Raw genomic sequence first — 16,142 nt, forward strand, 5'->3', positions numbered from 1 at the left:
CGTACTTTAATATCTATACTTTTAATCCCAAAGGAAATTCCTTTGGGATATTCTTTCTTATCATTAAATTTTTATAATTGTTTGTCTTTTTAACTAGCATCAGATTTACAAAATTTTAGTTATTTAAGTAGTTAGTATATAAATTAGTAAGTCTGGATGATAAACAAAGGCTGGAAATGGATTAAAATTTGGCGGTAAATGTAGATAAATTTACCGCCGCAAGGATAAATTATTTTCCAGTTGGGTCTAAGCCATTTAAGATGTAATTTACTTCATCATCGCTTAGCTCGTAGTGTAAAAACTCTTTATAAAATTTCTTAGTTTCAGCTGCTATATCTATATCTTTAAAAATTTCAGGATGTAATATCTTAGCCGCCCATAAAATTTGCAAAGCTCCCTCGGCGCCGTATCTATCCCAGCTAAAAACGCCGGTAGGATTTACGTAAACTCTTTTATTTTTTACAGCGTTAGTATCTGCGTAGATAGGATTTTCGTATATTTTTTTCAAAATTTCTGGAGCTTTGGCTCTGCCTATGATGATCACATCTGGATTTATATTTGGGATCTCTTCTGCGTTTAGTTCAAGCATATTTCCAGCTTTTTGAACCGCATTTACTCCGCCTGCGACTCTTATCCACTCGTCTATGATCGTATTTGTGCCGTCAATCTTAAATAAATTTTTGCTGTCGGCTATGTGAAGTACTTTTGGTCTATCTGACGCAGCGATCTTATCTGTTTTACTTAGCGCTTTTTTAAGGTTGCCGTCAAAATATTCGTTAAATTTCTCCGCGATCTTCGGCGCGTCGCCTCCTATGACCTCAGCCATTATAGATACGCTCTTTTTCATATCCGCATGATTCGTAAATGACGGATAAAACACGGTAAAGCCGTTTTTGGTTAGCTCTTCTTCGTTCTTTTTATCGGCGGCTATGACGACGTCTGGGCTTAGTTTGATTAGCTCTTCTACCTGTAAGTCTTTTCCGTTTACGCCGTTTGGAATGCTTGAAATCCTAGGATAAATATGCGCAAACCATTTGTTGTTTTTGATAAGATCGGTAGTCGCTACTATTTTATCAGCGCCGCCTAGCATTAATATGATTTGATTGTTCGCATACCAAAGTGTGGCGATTTTTTCTACTTTTGTGGGGACTTTTACGACATCACCAGTGATGTCCTTGACATCTCTAAACTCAGCTGCATTAAGCAAAAGGCTTGCAAACAGCACCACTAAAGCCATGAAAATTTTTTTCATTTTTTCTCCTTATGTTAAATATATATTTTTACATATAAGTGCTAATGCTATATATTATCGCCTTAATAAACAATATCCTTACAATATAAATTTCTAATTTAGAGCTTTAAAATTTATGAGCGAATGTGGATTTTTATCTATTATTGATAGATTAAATTTATAGCAAGGACTCCCCTTCTTGCACTGGGCAAAAAAGGGAGGAAAGAGAGATTATTTCTCAAAAGCTTTTTGCAAGCTAAACGGAAACGCTTGATAGCCCATCGCATTTGTCATTTTTATCTCGATGCTTGGCTCTTTTGCGCCCCACTCAAACTCATCGATGTGTGGGCTTGGAAGTCCTACTGGGCGACCTTTTGCGATGTCAAACTGCATACCAGCAACGGCTGAGTAGACCATCACGCTATCAAGGTCATCTTGATACTGCGTAAGGCTAGTGACCGAACTATACCACTCTTTGCCACGCTCTTTGCCGTACTCCCAAATTTGCTCAACAGTCTTTTTCTTTTCATCTATTTTATAAACGACTGCGCGAGAGTACTTCATGCCAGCGATGGCTGGTTGCTCCATACCCCTTGTGTCGCCGTTGTCAAAGACACTTAGATAAATTTCGCCTTTTTTAGACTTGCTATCTATCCTAAATGCTGTGTGCTGCGTCCATTGCCAGTCAAAGCCACCTTTGTCGCTTTCATATCCTGGGCATTTTGAGTACTCATCTTCGCAGACGATTTTGTTACCTTTGCTATCAACTGGCTGAAGGAGTTTATCTTTAAATTTATCGCTCCAGCCCTTGTGAGCGCCCATGATCCATTTTACTTGTTTATCTCGGCCGATCTTGATAACTGCGTCTTGGTGGCGGCTTGAGATAATGATGCTATCATCGCTTGGATCATAATCCACGCTATTTACGTGTGCCCAGTTACGTCCAGGACCTGCTCCAACGATATCGCCCCATTTATCGTGCGTATCCATAGACTGAAGCTCATCAGAGCTTGCTGTGTGGCCTGCTTTTTTAGCGTCTATGTTTAAGCAAACCGCACCTTGATCAAGTGTTTTTAGCACGATATCGCGGTAAGGATCGAGGATTTCATATAGTCTAAAGTCATCAACTACATTGCCATCTCTGTCAAGCTCAACGATCACGTCGCGCACTGTTCTTACGTTTTTGCCATCAGCCCTTTTGTAGTCGGCATTTGCCACGCGCAAGAAGTAGTGTCCGTTTTGTGCTACGTCCATTGAGTGTGAGAAGTCGTTGTAGCTAGCTGGTAGCTCACGGTTGAAAATTTCTCTACCCATGATGTCGTATTTTGCGTATCTTTGACCATATCCCCAAGTCATCGCACCGTCGTCATTTTGCTTAAAGCCCATCATTACGCCAGCATGAAATGGCTGTTTTAGATCATAAATTTTGCTTGGCTCAAGGTACCATCTAACCTCGCCTTTTGTGTCAAGGATGAAGTTATTTGGGCTGTAGTTCCACTCGATCGCACCGCCAGCTGGGTTGTTCCAAACGACTTTTGTGCCCTTGCCTGTTTTATTTACAAAGTTATTTACGTAGTAGAGGCGGTTAGCAAATTTAGCACTCGCAGGCTTAGTAACCTCGATCTTGTCAAATAGCGCGCCCTTTTGATTTGGCGTGCCAGCGCTTTCTAGGTAGATGGCTGGAGCGTAAATTTTATAGCTCTCTTTTATGTGCTCGGTCTTACCCTTGTAGCTCTTGTCGTACTCGACTTCAACAGTGTTTTGATAGTCAGGGTACATGCCAAAAACAGGTATGCCGCCATGCGTGCGAAGATGCTTATCAGCCACTTTGTAGCTTATCACCTGACCGCCTTGTTTTGGCACGATGGTTACTTTTGCATTGCTTAGTGTGTAGCCACCATTTTTGATGACTGCTGTAAGTGGAGCAGTGTCGTATGGATTTACCACTACTTCGCCTATTTGCCCAGTGATAGCATAGTCAAGTTTAGCTCCGCTTGGGCCGCCTATCGCAAAAGCGCTTGAGCAAAGCACAGAAGCTAGCGCAACACAACTCAAAGTCTTTTTCATAACATCTCCTTTAGATAAATTTTATAAACTCTACTCATAAAGCTTATAAAATTTAGAAAAAGCCTTGGAACGCCCAAGGCTTAAAATAGGTAAAAGGAGTAATAAAAAATATTGCGTCCTTCGTAATTGTAATAAAACCTTATAACATAAAAATCACGATAAACTTTATAATGGCTTAAAATCTAAATTTATATTAAAAATTTTTGTCTTTTTGGATATTAAGCTAGCATTTACGCTTTAGCACTTATAATCAGCCCCAAATAATGGAGCAGAACTTATGACACTAACTTACAATGCAAAGAAAATTTATGAAATTTGGTTTGAATCAAAAAGTGAGCTTGAAGAGAGCAATGCTAGCTTTTTAGAGGATTATTTAAATTTTTTAGGCGATATTAGTGAGGTGATAAATATTGATGAAAAAACAAGGCTTTCGGTTATCATCGCCTCTCTTTGCGTGAGTAAAGGCGCAAAAAGCTCATTTAAAAGCTTCGTTAGGGCTGCTTTAAATGTAGGCGTATCAGCAAAAGAGATAAGAGAAATTTTATATCAAGCAGTGCCTTATGCTGGGCTTGGCAAGGTAGAAGATTATATATTTTTAGCTGATGAAATTTTTAGTGAGCGCTATATAGAGCCTGAAAATATGCCTAAAAAGTCAAGAGAAAGCAGAGGTGAACGAGGCCTTGAGATACAAAGAAAACTCTTCCCAGCGGTTGATAAATTTATCGCATCAATGCCAAATGATCAAAAACATATAATGGAGTTTTTATCGCAAAACTGCTTTGGCGATTTTTATGCAAGAGATGGGCTTAGTTTAGAGCTTAGAGAACTTTTGACATTTGTCTACATCACGACTCTTGGCTTTGCAAAGCCACAGCTTTTAGGGCACATTGCTGCAAATTTTGGCATCGGCAACGATAGAGCTAAACTAATAAGCATTGTTACGACACTTATACCATTTATAGGCTATCCAAGTGCTTTAAACGCATTATCAGCAATAAATGAGATAAGCTCTAGTAAAAATTAAATTTTTAATCAATGCGATATCTTATAAATTTCAGCCAAAATTTATTCTAGCGTTAAATTTGCGGTTGAGCTTGGTTGTAGAATAACTCAAAATAAATCATCTAAAGGAGATTATCATGAGTTTTCTATCTAAATTTAGTAAGGCTATCTTTGCTGTTGCGGTGGCTTGTGCGATTAGTGCTAGTGCATTTAGTGAGGGTGAGGACTACGTCAAGCTTGAAAAGCCGCTAAGCGCGGGACAAAATACGCTAGTTAAAATTTTTAGCTACGCTTGCCCATTTTGCTACAAGTATGATAAGAGCGTCACTCCAAAGGTAGTTGAGAAAATCCCTGGGCTAAAATACGAACCATTTCATCTAAAGACAAAGGGCGATTATGGCGATGTTGCGAGCAAGGTCTTTGCTGTGCTTATCGTTATGGACGAGGCAAAAGGTGTCGGCTTATTTGATGAAAATTCGCTATTTAAAAAGGCTAAATTTGCCTACTACAAGGCTTATCACGACAAAAAAGAGCGCTGGAGCGATGGCAAAGACGCCGAGGGCTTTTTAAAGACCGGACTTGAGGCTGCTGGCGTTAGTAAGGCAGACTACGAAAAAGAGCTAGCTAATCCAAAAGTGACCGAGCTGCTTAAAAAGTGGGATGAGAGCTATGATGTGGCTAAAATTCAAGGCGTGCCAGCATTTGTCGTAAATGGCAAATATCTCATCATGACAAAATCAATCAGCTCGCTTGATGGCATGGCAGCACTCATCGAAGAGCTTCTTAAAAAATAAGGCGCCACATGAGCTTTTTTAAAAAAATGGCCAAATTTCAAGACTCACGCATCTCTTGGGCGATCTTAGTCTTTGTAAGCGTCGCACTTGTCGTTATCGCGCACTCGCTCTTTCAAAACTACGCCTATATGCCTCCTTGCGAGCAGTGTGTCTATATACGTTTTGCATTTTTATGTATGGCACTTGGCGGCGTGATCGCTATGATAAACCCAAAAAATTTGCTATTTGCTCTAATTGGCTACGTCTTTGCCTTTTGGGGAGCGGTGCAGGGCATAATGTATAGCGTAAAGCTAGCTAAAATCCATGATGCGGTGCATGGCGATGATCCTTTTGGCGTGCAGGGCTGCTCTACTGAGCCACACTATCCATTTGGCTTGCCGCTTGAGAAGTGGGCACCTGACTGGTTTATGCCAACGGGGGACTGCGGATATGACAGCCCTATGGTGCCTGATGGCGTGGTGCTAAGTGATTTGCAAAAGAACATAGTTGATCTTTACGCAGACGGCTGGTATCTTGTGCCGTCCTCTAAATTTATGTCGATGGCTGATTGCACGCTGCTTGGATTTGGTGTTTGTTTTGTAGTGCTTGCACTTATGCTCGTTTCAAAGCTTTTATCCTTTTTAAAATGAATTTAGTTAGCCCAAATTTGGGCTAACTTAGGATATACTGCGCGTATGGGTATTAATTTAAAATCACAAAATATTAAAATCTACGCCATCATCTTGCTTGCTAGCCTTTTTGTAATACTTCTTGGGCTAAATATTTACAGCAATGCAAAAGAGAAAATTATAGAGCTATCTGATAAAAATAACATAGCAGTTAGCAAAAATATCGTAAATAACTTTCAAATTTGGCTTGATGAACGTATAAATTCACTCATTCGTGCGTCAAAATTTATACAAAATGCAGACATCGTAGATGACGATGAAAAGATAGCTGGCTTTATAAAGCTCTTTAAACAAAACGCGAAAGAATTTGATCTAATGCAGCTTTTAAGGGATGATGGAGAAATTTTTGTAGACGGAGAGAAAATTTTAGAAGAAGTTATGCCAAAGAGTGAAAGAGCAGGGCTTATCTGGTATGTTGAGACAAAAAATACAAATGCCCCAAGCGTAAATTTCATGCAAAAACATAAAATTTTAAAAGGCTCAACTCTAAATTTATGCGTTCCAGTCACAAAACAAGCGAAATTTAAAGCAGCACTTTGTGGCGTCGTGCGTATAGAAAATATCTTTAACAGCATTAAAAATTTTAGTCTTGCGCCAAATTCTTACTCATTTTTGGTGACTCATAGCGGTGAAATTTTAACATCGATACCTGATCTTGCTTTAAAAAAAGAGATCGAGGAGAAATTTAAAGAGTTGTTTTTAAAAGATGAAGACATTACAAGCTTAAAAATAGGACAAAATTTAATCCAAGTAGCTGAGATACCAACGATAAATTGGTTCATAGGAGCTGGCACAAATAATGAAGAGGAAATTTCAGCTTTAACAAAAGAAGCTTTAAAAAATGCTCTAAGCTTGCTCTTTGCCTTCGTTGCGCTCACATTTTTGGCAAATATCCTTCATAATTTTATGTATAACAAGATAAAAAAGATACAAGATGAGTATGAAACTTTGCTGACTCATAGAGCCAAAATGAGTGAGGCTGGCGAGCTAATAAGTGGTATCAATCATCAATTCATTCAGCCAGTAAATTCTCTAAAACTAATGCTAAGCTCGTGCATAATGTTAAAAAAGGAAGGCAAACTAAGCGACGAGGAGCTAATAAATTTACTTGAAAAAGGGCAAAGCTCAGTTAAACTTCTTTCAAGTACTATTGAAATTTTTAGAAATTTTTACAAAAGCGCTGAAAATGTGAGCGAATTTGAGATACAAACAAGCGTTAAAAACCTAATAACTCTCATGCACACAGAGCTAAGCCGTGCAAATGTTAGTGTAAAATTTAGCGGCTTTAATGAACAAAAAGTTCGTCAGATAGAAAATATAATCCAACAAATTTTGCTAATCCTAATACACAACGCAAAAGACTCACTTGTTGAAAGCTACAAAGATGAGCCACTAAAACGTATCATCGAGATAAAATTTAGAAGCTTTGAAGATAAATGCTACATCGGAGTTTATGACAATGGAAATGGCGTAAGTGAGCAAATGAGTGAGAAAATTTTTACTTGGCTAAATACCACCAAAAAGCAAGGAAATGGCATAGGACTTTATTTTGCTAAAAAGCTAGCGCAAGAAAAGCTAAATGGTGACGTAAGACTCGTAAATAACGCAAAGCCAACGGTGTTTGAACTAAGTTTTGATATAAATTTAAAGGACTAAAATGCAAGAAGTCTTAGAAATTTTAAAAAAGACGTCCGTCTTGGTAGTCGAAGATGACGATATGGCAAGAGAGCTTATTATTAGCGGGCTTAAACCTTATTGCGAGCAGGTAATTGGTGCTTGTAATGGACAAGATGGCGTGGAGAAATTTAAAAAGCAAGGCTTTGATATTGTGATGAGCGATATTCACATGCCAGTGCTTAATGGCTTTGAGATGATGAATGAGATGAAGCGCACAAAGCCGCACCAAAAATTTATCGTCTTTACCTCTTATGATAGCGATGAAAATTTGATAAAAAGCATGGAGGAAGGGGCGATGCTCTTTTTAAAAAAGCCTATTGATATGAAGGATCTTAGAGCAATGCTTATTAGTTTAAGTTTTGAACGAGATGAAAAGCTAGTTTATTTAAGCGATGAGGTGAGTATAAATTTAAAAAGAGAGAAAATTTATAAAAACGGCATTGAAATTTATCTTAGCTTTTTGCAAAATAAGATATTTTGGCTCTTTGCTTATAATCTAAATAAGCTAGTTACTTATGAGATGATAGAAGAATTTGTCTATGAAAGCGATGTTAGCAAGGCGGCTATCCAAAATGTGATACTTCGCCTAAAACGTGAGCTTGGTGTGAAATTTAAAAACATCAGCGAGAGTGGATATATTTTAATCACAAAATCTGAATGATTTGGAATTATCGTCACCTTGTACCATAGTACAATATACAAAAGTAATTAAATATACTAAAATACCGACAAATAAAAATAAGGAATAAAGATGGCAGCAGTAGCTGGTATAGTTAAAAGTGTTTCATCTGATGTTATAGCGATAGACCAAAATGATCATGTAAGAGTTTTAGACGTAAATGATAAAGTATATATCGGAGAGGCTATAAAGGGCGAGAGTGAAAGCTCAAGTATTACAATCACTGCGAATGATGGACAAGATATATCAATAAACGGATACGATACTCTTTGGCTAGATAGTAGCGTAGTAAGCGATGATATTGGTGAGTCTAGTATAGATACTGACGCATTGTTTAAAGCACTTCTTGGCAATGATTATGTATCGATTTTAGATCATATAAATGAAAAAGTAGATGATATCCTTAGCGCAACCAATTTAGAGCAAGAAGAGCTAAATGATGAGGCTAGTGTAAGTATTAGTTTTAATGAAATAGATCCAAATTTAGCAAATGAACATGGATTAAGAGAAGATGATTTTTTAGCTAAAATAAACGAACATAAAGAGAGCGATAAGCAGATAGATCCTAGCTTTGAGCATACAAATCTTAACGCAACTACGATATATATAGATATCGATAACGACTTAAATAAACTTTCATAAATTTGAGCTTTTTGCTCAAATTTCTTCTGTTTTAAAAAACTCAAATTTATCTAATATCCTCTATAATAAGCCAAAAATTTCAAAGGAAAACGATGAAAAAAATTCTGATCATCGCAGGCTCTTGTAATAGCGGCACAGCTGGGCTTCAAGCAGATATAAAAACATGTGCTAGGCTTAATTGTTATAGTGCAACAGCGGTAACTTCTTTGGTCGCTGAGACTACGGATGCTGTAAAAAGCGTGGTTTGCTTAGAGCCTAGTTTTGTCAAAGATCAGCTAAATACACTTGCGGAAGAATTTAGCTTTGATGCGATTAAGATAGGCATGTTATTTAGTGAAGAGATTATGGAAGTGGTGCGTGAGTTTTTACTAACTCAAAATACCAAAGTAGTGCTTGATCCGGTTTGCGTCTCAAAAAGCGGACACAAGCTTATAAAAGATAGTGCGGTGGCAAAACTAAAAGAGCTAATGAGTTTAGCTACGGTAACTACTCCAAATTTAGATGAGGCAAATGTACTCTTTGGTGATGATTATAAAGATCTGCCTTGTGATGTCATCGTAAAGAAACATATCAGCGAAGATAGCAGCATAGACACACTTTATAAAAAAGATGGCTCGCTAAGAAATTTTAAAACCCCACTTGTTAATCCGCTTGTAATGAGTGGAACTGGTTGTAGCTTCTCAACTGCACTTGCTTGCTTTTTAGCAAAGGGCAAGAGCCTAGAGGAGTCTATACAACTTTCAAAAGAGTATATTTGCTCTATCATAAAAGAGAGCATAGATACAAAACTTGGCAAAAATCGCTTACTTTGGCATGGAGCGAAGTAAAATTTATCCCTCTGATCTTTGCACGGCAGCTGAGTGAGTGATGATGTCGTGTAGATTTAGTTTATCTTTTCTAAAGAAACAAAGGCAAAGTCCAAGTATGCTAAAGCCAGCAAAGGCAAAGCAAATTTGGCGCAAGATGGTGTGAAAAAAGCTTAGTTTTCTACCGGTTTTTAGGTTTATTAGATAAATTTCTTGTGCTTTGTAGCCTGGGGTTTGTGCTTTTATGCTAAAAAAAAGGCACATTATAAGTGAGATCAGGCTATTTGCACCAAAAATGGCAATTTGGTTATGTAAAAATGCCTCTTTGCCATCAAGCACAAGATATGTTGTCGCATAAAATATCGGCATACCGATGATAAAAAGATCGATAACAAAGGCCTTTGCTCTAGCCCAAATAGGTGCGATTTTTGCCTTTTGCTTTGCCAACTCAATTTCCTGTATTTATGTAGATACGGCTAAATTTCTCCCAGTCATATAGATAGACTAGGTTGTCACTCTCGCCATTATCATGCGTGACGCAGAGCATAGTAGAGGTGCGTGAGACCTTGCACCAGTGACTATAGAGATCAAGTTTTTTGATATCGCTTTCTAGTACACCAGAACAGCCTATATATTCATAAATGCTAAGATCAAAAAAGCTCTTATTTCCGGTCCTTAGCAAGCATTTTTTACTATTTTCTTGCATTAAACTAGCTCTACACCTTTGCCATTTACTACTTCGCCTATCACGTAGCCATCGCTGCTAGCTAGGACAGTATTGACATTTTCTTTAGGCACAACTAATATCATGCCAACGCCCATGTTAAAGGTTCTCATCATCTCGCTTTCTTCTACTTTTTGAGCAATGATTTTAAAAATTTCAGGCGTTTTTATAGTGCTTTTTTGTACTTTTGCACCAAGTCCAGCAGGGAAGACGCGAGGCAAGTTTTCAACTATGCCACCACCGGTGATGTGAGCCATTGCTGTGATCTTATCTTTTAAACTTAAAAAGTCGCTCACATAAATTCTTGTTGGTTCAAGAAGTACGTCGATGAGCTTTTTATCGCCAACTTTTTCATCAAATTTTAGTCCAAGCTCGCTAACTACTTTTCTTGCAAGAGAGAAGCCATTTGAGTGCAGACCACTGCTTGGAAGCGCGACTAAAACGTCACCAGCTTTTACAAATTTGCTTCTGTCGATCTCATCAGCCTCGGCGATACCAACGGCAAATCCAGCAAGATCGAAGTCGCCTTTTTCATACATCGATGGCATCTCGGCTGTCTCACCGCCAATCAGCGCGCACTGAGCCTTTTTGCAGCCATTTGCGATGCTTTTTACCACCTCTTTGGCACTCTCTATCTCAAGCTTTGCCGTTGCGTAGTAATCGAGAAAAAAGAGTGGTGTGGCGAAGTTGCAGATGAGATCATTCACGCACATTGCGACTAGATCCTCGCCAACGCCATCAAATTTCTTAGCGTCGATAGCTAAGCGAAGCTTTGTACCAACGCCATCAGTCGCTCCCAAAATGGCTGGGTTTTTATATCCACTTGGTAGTCTGACTGCTCCTGAAAATGACCCAATGCCACCTATAACGTTTGGTGTTTGTGTAGATTTTACGAAAGGCTTTATCGCCTCAACAAAGCTATTTCCAGCATCTATATCCACTCCAGCATCTTTATAGCTTATCATCTTTGCCCTTTTTTGTAATTTTTTAAAACTTTAGCCAAAAGTTGCTAAAATTGTCATCAATTTTCAAAAATGGAGCGAGTTTGCAGAAATTTCCAAACGCTTATGTCATCACAGGCTCGATCGCTAGCGGTAAAAGCACAGCTATAAATTTACTAAAAGAACGAGGCTTTAGTGTGATTGATGCGGATATGATCGCTCATGAACAGCTTGAAATTTGTAAATGTGAGATAGCGAGAGTTTTTAAAGAGCAAATTTTAGACGAAGTTGGCAAGATCGATCGTAAAAAACTTGGTGCCATTGTTTTTAATAATCCAAAAAAATTAAAAATTTTAGAGCAAATTTTGCATCCAAAGATAAAGGAAGAAATTTTATCTCGCGCTACGAAGCTTGAGTGCTTGGGGCAGGTTTATTTTGTCGATATCCCTTTGTTTTTTGAAAAAAAGGAGCGTTACAGCGAGTTTAAAAATGTAGCCGTGATCTACGCGCCAAAAGAGCTTTTGCTAAGCCGTTTAATGAGCCGAAACGGGTTAAGCTTAAATGAGGCAAAAGCTAGAGTAGAGCTTCAGATGGATATCGAGAAAAAGCGAAAAATGGCAAAATTTATTATCGATAATAGCGGCGACAGGGAGAATTTAAAGCTGGAACTAGAGAAATTTATAAAGCAAATTTGCGCTACTTTTTGATAAATTTACTAGCAAATTTATATGTTTGCAAGCTCTCTTTACTACCAAAATCCCAGCTTTCAAGCTCGGCTTTTACTAAATTTGGAAATTTCTTGCTTATATCTTTTATTGCGTTACCAACCGACTTTCTAAGATACTCGCTCTCGTCTTCTTTTAGGCTGGCTAGGCGCCTAATCGCCTCATCTGGGTTATCTTTAAAATAGGGCCTATTTGTCCATATCCTAAGCCCCTCACTTACGGCTCTTTTTGCATTTGCGTTGCCGTTTTTTAGCCACTCATCGATAACAAAAAGTGCCTGCTCGTAGCCAATTTTCTTGCAAAACTCATCAAAAGCCTTTGCCAGCACCTCTTGAACCCTCCAGTTTTCATCTTTTGAGACTTCATCTCTCATAAACGCCAAAATTTCTTCACTATCTGATAGGTGCCCAAAGAGAAAAACCGCATACATCCGCACTTGATAGACATTCGAGCTGTATGCTAGGAGTGCAAGCTCTTTACAGTGCTCAGCTCCCTTTGCTTTATAGTCACCAAAGCCCTATTTTCTTGTTTTTTAAAGCCATTTTCTATCAAAGAAAACTCTTTTTCTAAATTTAAGATGAAGCTTTTCAAAGTAGCTCCTTTAAAATCACTAATAACTCTTATCTAAATTTTAGTAAAATCACGCAAAAAATAGAAGGACGGATCGTGCAAGTCTCAAAATATAACGCCAGCGGCAATGATTTTGTCATATTTCACACATTTTTAAGCAAAGATAGGAGCGAGCTAGCAAGGCAAATTTGTAGCCGAACAAACGGCGTTGGAGCTGATGGGCTCATCGTGCTTTTGCCTTATGAAAAGGGTGTGAAATGGGAGTTTTACAACAGCGATGGAAGCTACGCTGCGATGTGTGGCAACGGCTCGCGTGCGGCTGCTAGATATGCCTATCTAAACGGCCTTGTAAGATCGAGCGAATTTGCTCTGCTAACTGGCAGTGGCGAGGTGATGGCAAGCGTGAAAGATGAGTGCGTCGAGGTCGTGCTAACAAGTCCAAAAATTTTAAGCGAACCACTAAATGAAGGTGGCAAAACTTGGTACTTTTACGATACTGGTGTGCCTCATCTTGTAAATTTCACGCGAAATTTAGATGAATTTGACGTCAAAGAGTGCAGGGCGCTTCGCCAAAAATACAATGCAAATGTAAATTTAGCCAAATTTGATGGCGGAGTTTTAAAGGTAAGAACCTACGAAAGGGGCGTGGAGGACGAGACGCTAGCTTGTGGCACTGGCATGGCGGCTTGCTTTTATGGCGCTACTTTAAATTTAAACGCAGCGCAATGCCTAAAAGTCTATCCAAAAAGCGGCGAGGAGCTTGGTCTTAGACTAGAAAACGGCAAAATTTTATTTAGCGGAGCGGTGAAACACTGTTTTGATACGAGTATTGAAATTTAGTTTTTAGGGTGAGTTTTATACTTGCTCTTGACTAGGTTGGCCAGTAACGGTAAGCAAATTTTTCAAATTTATATTACTAAATTTGCGCTTAGCTGATGAAGTAAAATTTTATAGTGGTATTAATTTAAAATTTGAATACAAAATAACTAAGTTAAAATCTCGAAAAATAAATTTTAATAAAAATTTGAATAGAAATTTAAAAAAAAGAAGATCTCCGCCGAAGCGGAGAAAAGGTGTTATTTCAAAGCATCTTTTGCTTGTTTTGCAAGTGCCGCAAATGCCTTCGCGTCATTCATAGCTAGATCAGCTAAAATTTTTCTATCAAGTTCTATGTTAGCTTTGTTTAAGCCGTTGATAAATCTTGAATAGCTAATGTCGTTTAGTCTGCAAGCTGCGTTGATACGAACGATCCATAAACGTCTGAAATCACGTTTTTTCTGGCGTCTGTCGCGGTATGCATAAACTAAACTTCTCTCTAGTTGCTCTTTAGCTTTTCTAAAGTGTTTATGTCTAGCACTGAAAAAGCCACGTGCTAGCTTTAAAACTTTCTTATGGCGTCTTCTTCTAACTACGCCTGTTTTTACTCTTGCCATATTTATCCTTTTACAAATTGGCGCTCACGAAGTGAGTCTTGCCCCTAAATTTGGGGGAGTTTGAATGACTTTTTTGTCAAAAACTTAAATCTACGCTGCTTTATACGCCGAGCATTTTGCGAACGGCTGAGACATTTGTGCTATCCACGTAGTGTGGGCCACGAAGGTCTCTCATACGCTTACTAGGTTTTTTTGTTAAGATATGGCTTCTAAAAGCAGAGCCTCTTTTTATCTTATTTTTACCTACTTTAAAGCGCTTAGCAGCACCGCGAACGGTTTTCATCTTTGGCATGCTAATCCTTTTTGAAATTTTATACGCAAGTGCGTAAGTTTTGGATTATAGCGAAAAATCCTTTAGAAAATTTAAATTTCACTTAGACAAAATTTGCAATAAATTTACATTAAACTTAAAAGAATTTTAAATTTTATAATTAAATTATTAAAAATTGCATATAATCACGTGAAGAAATTTTATTTCACTAAAGGAGTAAATAATGAAAGGCAAAATTCTTGCATCAATCGTTGCTATGAGTGCGATTTTAGGCACAAGTAGCTTGGCATGCACTACTATTTTAGTAGGAGATAAAGCTTCAAATGACGGCTCCATGCTGGTTGCCAGGAGTGCAGACAGTAAGGCTGTAAAGGCACAAGTCTTTTTGATCCATCCAGCAAAGAAAAACCAAACTGGTATGCATAGCTCAAAAGCCCATGATGGCGCAAATGACTTTACATATCCGCTTCCAAAAGATGGTATGAGATACACAACCATCGCAAATTCTCACACAAAACTTCATGGAGCAGTCGGCTACAACGAGGCTGGAGTTGGACTAAGTGGCACTGAGACTATCTACGCAAAAGACGAGCTTTTAAAGATCGACCCATATAACGAAGAGACCGGCATCACCGAAGACGACATCCCAGACGTGCTTTTGCCGCGTATGAAGAGCGCAAAAGAGGGCGTTAAGCTTCTTGGCGAGATAGTGGAGACAAAGGGCGCTGGAGAGGGCTTTGGCGTGGTATTTATCGACGCAAATGAGCTTTGGTACTTTGAAACTGGCACAGGCCACAAGTGGATCGCCACAAAGATCGCTCCAGATGAGTATTTCGTCACTGCAAACCAAGGCAGACTTCAAAACTACAAAGAGAACGACCCAAATTTCATGGGCGCAAAAGATGTGATCAAATTTGCGATCGACAACAAGACTTATGACCCTGCAAAAGACGGAGAATTTAACTTCACAAAAGCCTATACAAGGGATGATGAGAGGGATATGACCTATAACTACCCACGTGTTTGCTGGGTGCAAAGCATGTTTAATCCAAGCTTAAAACAAGACTTTGCCGATGGTCAGAAATTCCCGGTATTTTTAAAACCAGAGAAAAAACTAGGAGTTGAAGACCTAAAAGCTGCTATGAGAGCCCACTACGACGGTACCGCGTTTGATAACTACGCTAGCAAAGATGAAGATAAGAAAAACGTCTACCGCGCTATAAGCGTCTTTAGAACATACGAGTCTCACGTCATGCAGGTGCGCCCGTGGCTACCAAAAGAGATCGGCCGCGTGACCTACGTAGCTCTTGGCATGGCTGATCTTAGCGTTTATTTGCCGTATTACGAGGGGTTAGATGGCTTTATAAAAGGCTACTCAGATGGCTCATACGATGCTGACGATACTTCGATATACTGGGTTTATAGAAAGCTTCAAACTCTTGTGATGACTGACTATGAGAAGTATTCACCGGTGGTTAAAGAGGCCTACGCTAAATTTGAAAAAGAGTTGGCGGTAAAACAGGCTAAATTTGAAGATGAGTACGTAAAGCTTTATAAAAAAGATAAGAAAAAAGCTGACAAACTCCTAAATGAATTTAGTAAAAAGACTATGCAAGAGGCTAAAGACTTAACTCAGCAGCTTACAAACAAGGTCTTTACTATGCTTACAGCTGATATGGATGCTAAGCTAAAATCTTTAAATAAAGGCAAAAAAGACTAAAAGTTTTGGGCGTGAAATTTAGTAACGCCCAAATTTAAACAAAAATTTGGCAAAGAGCGTCTATAATGCCAGGCAAATTTTATCTCAAAGGAAAAACGCTGATGCCTTGTCCCATGTATAAAGCTCGTTAATTTCGGCAAAAAACATATCAGCGATTTTCAAAAAACACGCAAATTTTTAAACAATTTTACA

General features: G+C 38.5%; 19 protein-coding genes. 10 read left to right on the forward strand and 9 right to left on the reverse strand.

The annotated features are described in order from the left end of the window. Positions 1–229 precede the first annotated feature (229 nt). Together CVS97_RS07895 and CVS97_RS07900 are read right to left on the reverse strand one after the other, a co-directional pair. On the reverse strand, positions 230–1,252 hold the full coding sequence (locus CVS97_RS07895) for an ABC transporter substrate-binding protein (RefSeq protein ID WP_107785689.1): 1,023 nt from the start codon (positions 1,250–1,252) through the stop codon (positions 230–232). Between the two features lie 210 nt (positions 1,253–1,462). After that, the gene (locus CVS97_RS07900) at positions 1,463–3,298 is read right to left on the reverse strand and encodes an aryl-sulfate sulfotransferase (RefSeq protein WP_084109791.1); all 1,836 of its coding nucleotides are present in this window, start codon (positions 3,296–3,298) and stop codon (positions 1,463–1,465) included. 277 nt (positions 3,299–3,575) lie between these two features. Here CVS97_RS07900 and CVS97_RS07905 point away from each other — a divergent pair, with 277 nt between their 5' ends. From CVS97_RS07905 to CVS97_RS07935, 7 genes are all read left to right on the forward strand, one after another. Next, positions 3,576–4,322, forward strand: coding sequence for a carboxymuconolactone decarboxylase family protein (locus CVS97_RS07905; RefSeq protein ID WP_107785690.1), 747 nt, complete (start codon positions 3,576–3,578; stop codon positions 4,320–4,322). A 115-nt stretch (positions 4,323–4,437) separates the two neighbouring features. After that, positions 4,438–5,094 (forward strand): thiol:disulfide interchange protein DsbA/DsbL, encoded by a 657-nt coding sequence (locus CVS97_RS07910; RefSeq protein ID WP_107785691.1) that lies wholly within the window; start codon positions 4,438–4,440, stop codon positions 5,092–5,094. Positions 5,095–5,102: 8 nt separating this feature from the next. Continuing rightward, the gene (gene dsbI, locus CVS97_RS07915) at positions 5,103–5,723 is read left to right on the forward strand and encodes a protein-disulfide oxidoreductase DsbI (RefSeq protein WP_084109788.1); all 621 of its coding nucleotides are present in this window, start codon (positions 5,103–5,105) and stop codon (positions 5,721–5,723) included. A gap of 45 nt (positions 5,724–5,768) precedes the next feature. Further along, complete coding sequence (locus tag CVS97_RS07920; protein WP_107785692.1) at positions 5,769–7,418, forward strand: sensor histidine kinase; 1,650 nt, start codon at positions 5,769–5,771, stop codon at positions 7,416–7,418. A gap of 1 nt (position 7,419) precedes the next feature. Continuing rightward, on the forward strand, positions 7,420–8,100 hold the full coding sequence (locus CVS97_RS07925; RefSeq protein ID WP_021090255.1) for a response regulator transcription factor: 681 nt from the start codon (positions 7,420–7,422) through the stop codon (positions 8,098–8,100). A gap of 90 nt (positions 8,101–8,190) precedes the next feature. After that, positions 8,191–8,760: a hypothetical protein gene (locus CVS97_RS07930; protein ID WP_107785693.1), complete on the forward strand. Its 570-nt coding sequence runs from the start codon at positions 8,191–8,193 to the stop codon at positions 8,758–8,760. Positions 8,761–8,852: 92 nt separating this feature from the next. After that, positions 8,853–9,587, forward strand: coding sequence for a hydroxymethylpyrimidine/phosphomethylpyrimidine kinase (locus CVS97_RS07935; RefSeq protein ID WP_103576290.1), 735 nt, complete (start codon positions 8,853–8,855; stop codon positions 9,585–9,587). 3 nt (positions 9,588–9,590) lie between these two features. Here CVS97_RS07935 and CVS97_RS07940 read toward each other — a convergent pair whose 3' ends face one another. The 3 genes from CVS97_RS07940 to purM are packed head-to-tail and all read right to left on the reverse strand — an operon-like array spanning position 9,591 to position 11,255. Next, positions 9,591–10,013 (reverse strand): RDD family protein, encoded by a 423-nt coding sequence (locus CVS97_RS07940; protein ID WP_103589282.1) that lies wholly within the window; start codon positions 10,011–10,013, stop codon positions 9,591–9,593. A 1-nt stretch (position 10,014) separates the two neighbouring features. Continuing rightward, entirely contained in the window at positions 10,015–10,272 is a 258-nt protein-coding gene (locus CVS97_RS07945; protein ID WP_107785694.1) for a hypothetical protein, read from the reverse strand. Next, positions 10,272–11,255 carry a phosphoribosylformylglycinamidine cyclo-ligase gene (gene purM / locus CVS97_RS07950; RefSeq protein ID WP_107785695.1) on the reverse strand — a complete coding sequence of 328 codons (984 nt, stop codon included), beginning with the start codon at positions 11,253–11,255 and terminating at the stop codon, positions 10,272–10,274. Before purM ends, CVS97_RS07945 begins: the two co-directional genes overlap by 1 nt. An 80-nt stretch (positions 11,256–11,335) precedes the next feature. Here purM and coaE point away from each other — a divergent pair, with 80 nt between their 5' ends. Then, complete coding sequence (coaE, locus tag CVS97_RS07955; protein ID WP_107785696.1) at positions 11,336–11,938, forward strand: dephospho-CoA kinase; 603 nt, start codon at positions 11,336–11,338, stop codon at positions 11,936–11,938. Here coaE and CVS97_RS07960 read toward each other — a convergent pair. Next, positions 11,928–12,386 carry a DNA alkylation repair protein gene (locus CVS97_RS07960; RefSeq protein WP_234401441.1) on the reverse strand — a complete coding sequence of 153 codons (459 nt, stop codon included), beginning with the start codon at positions 12,384–12,386 and terminating at the stop codon, positions 11,928–11,930. The two genes, coaE and CVS97_RS07960, sit on opposite strands and share 11 nt — an antisense overlap. A 29-nt stretch (positions 12,387–12,415) precedes the next feature. Then, positions 12,416–12,547: a hypothetical protein gene (locus tag CVS97_RS09530; RefSeq protein ID WP_265094258.1), complete on the reverse strand. Its 132-nt coding sequence runs from the start codon at positions 12,545–12,547 to the stop codon at positions 12,416–12,418. A 75-nt stretch (positions 12,548–12,622) separates the two neighbouring features. Here CVS97_RS09530 and dapF point away from each other — a divergent pair, with 75 nt between their 5' ends. Next, the gene (dapF, locus tag CVS97_RS07965; RefSeq protein WP_107785697.1) at positions 12,623–13,366 is read left to right on the forward strand and encodes a diaminopimelate epimerase; all 744 of its coding nucleotides are present in this window, start codon (positions 12,623–12,625) and stop codon (positions 13,364–13,366) included. Between the two features lie 236 nt (positions 13,367–13,602). Here dapF and rplT read toward each other — a convergent pair whose 3' ends face one another. Beyond that, on the reverse strand, positions 13,603–13,959 hold the full coding sequence (rplT, locus tag CVS97_RS07970) for a 50S ribosomal protein L20 (RefSeq protein WP_009295119.1): 357 nt from the start codon (positions 13,957–13,959) through the stop codon (positions 13,603–13,605). A gap of 100 nt (positions 13,960–14,059) precedes the next feature. After that, a complete protein-coding gene (gene rpmI, locus CVS97_RS07975; RefSeq protein ID WP_054195943.1) occupies positions 14,060–14,251 on the reverse strand; it encodes a 50S ribosomal protein L35 in 192 nt (63 codons plus the stop codon). Positions 14,252–14,453: 202 nt separating this feature from the next. Between rpmI and CVS97_RS07980 the strand changes: the two genes are divergently transcribed. Then, positions 14,454–15,950 carry a C69 family dipeptidase gene (locus CVS97_RS07980; RefSeq protein WP_107785698.1) on the forward strand — a complete coding sequence of 499 codons (1,497 nt, stop codon included), beginning with the start codon at positions 14,454–14,456 and terminating at the stop codon, positions 15,948–15,950. Positions 15,951–16,142 lie beyond the last annotated feature (192 nt).

This window comes from Campylobacter concisus (genome assembly GCF_003049735.1).
GTDB lineage: Bacteria > Campylobacterota > Campylobacteria > Campylobacterales > Campylobacteraceae > Campylobacter_A > Campylobacter_A concisus_AN.

Coding starts and splice junctions, on each gene's coding strand:
- CVS97_RS07895 (WP_107785689.1), bottom strand. CDS start 1,252: ATGAAAAAAATTTTCATGGCTTTAGTGGTGCTGTTTGCAAGCCTTTTG.
- CVS97_RS07900 (WP_084109791.1), bottom strand. CDS start 3,298: ATGAAAAAGACTTTGAGTTGTGTTGCGCTAGCTTCTGTGCTTTGCTCA.
- CVS97_RS07905 (WP_107785690.1), top strand. CDS start 3,576: ATGACACTAACTTACAATGCAAAGAAAATTTATGAAATTTGGTTTGAA.
- CVS97_RS07910 (WP_107785691.1), top strand. CDS start 4,438: ATGAGTTTTCTATCTAAATTTAGTAAGGCTATCTTTGCTGTTGCGGTG.
- dsbI (WP_084109788.1), top strand. CDS start 5,103: ATGAGCTTTTTTAAAAAAATGGCCAAATTTCAAGACTCACGCATCTCT.
- CVS97_RS07920 (WP_107785692.1), top strand. CDS start 5,769: ATGGGTATTAATTTAAAATCACAAAATATTAAAATCTACGCCATCATC.
- CVS97_RS07925 (WP_021090255.1), top strand. CDS start 7,420: ATGCAAGAAGTCTTAGAAATTTTAAAAAAGACGTCCGTCTTGGTAGTC.
- CVS97_RS07930 (WP_107785693.1), top strand. CDS start 8,191: ATGGCAGCAGTAGCTGGTATAGTTAAAAGTGTTTCATCTGATGTTATA.
- CVS97_RS07935 (WP_103576290.1), top strand. CDS start 8,853: ATGAAAAAAATTCTGATCATCGCAGGCTCTTGTAATAGCGGCACAGCT.
- CVS97_RS07945 (WP_107785694.1), bottom strand. CDS start 10,272: ATGCAAGAAAATAGTAAAAAATGCTTGCTAAGGACCGGAAATAAGAGC.
- purM (WP_107785695.1), bottom strand. CDS start 11,255: ATGATAAGCTATAAAGATGCTGGAGTGGATATAGATGCTGGAAATAGC.
- CVS97_RS07960 (WP_234401441.1), bottom strand. CDS start 12,386: ATGTATGCGGTTTTTCTCTTTGGGCACCTATCAGATAGTGAAGAAATT.
- rplT (WP_009295119.1), bottom strand. CDS start 13,959: ATGGCAAGAGTAAAAACAGGCGTAGTTAGAAGAAGACGCCATAAGAAA.
- rpmI (WP_054195943.1), bottom strand. CDS start 14,251: ATGCCAAAGATGAAAACCGTTCGCGGTGCTGCTAAGCGCTTTAAAGTA.
- CVS97_RS07980 (WP_107785698.1), top strand. CDS start 14,454: ATGAAAGGCAAAATTCTTGCATCAATCGTTGCTATGAGTGCGATTTTA.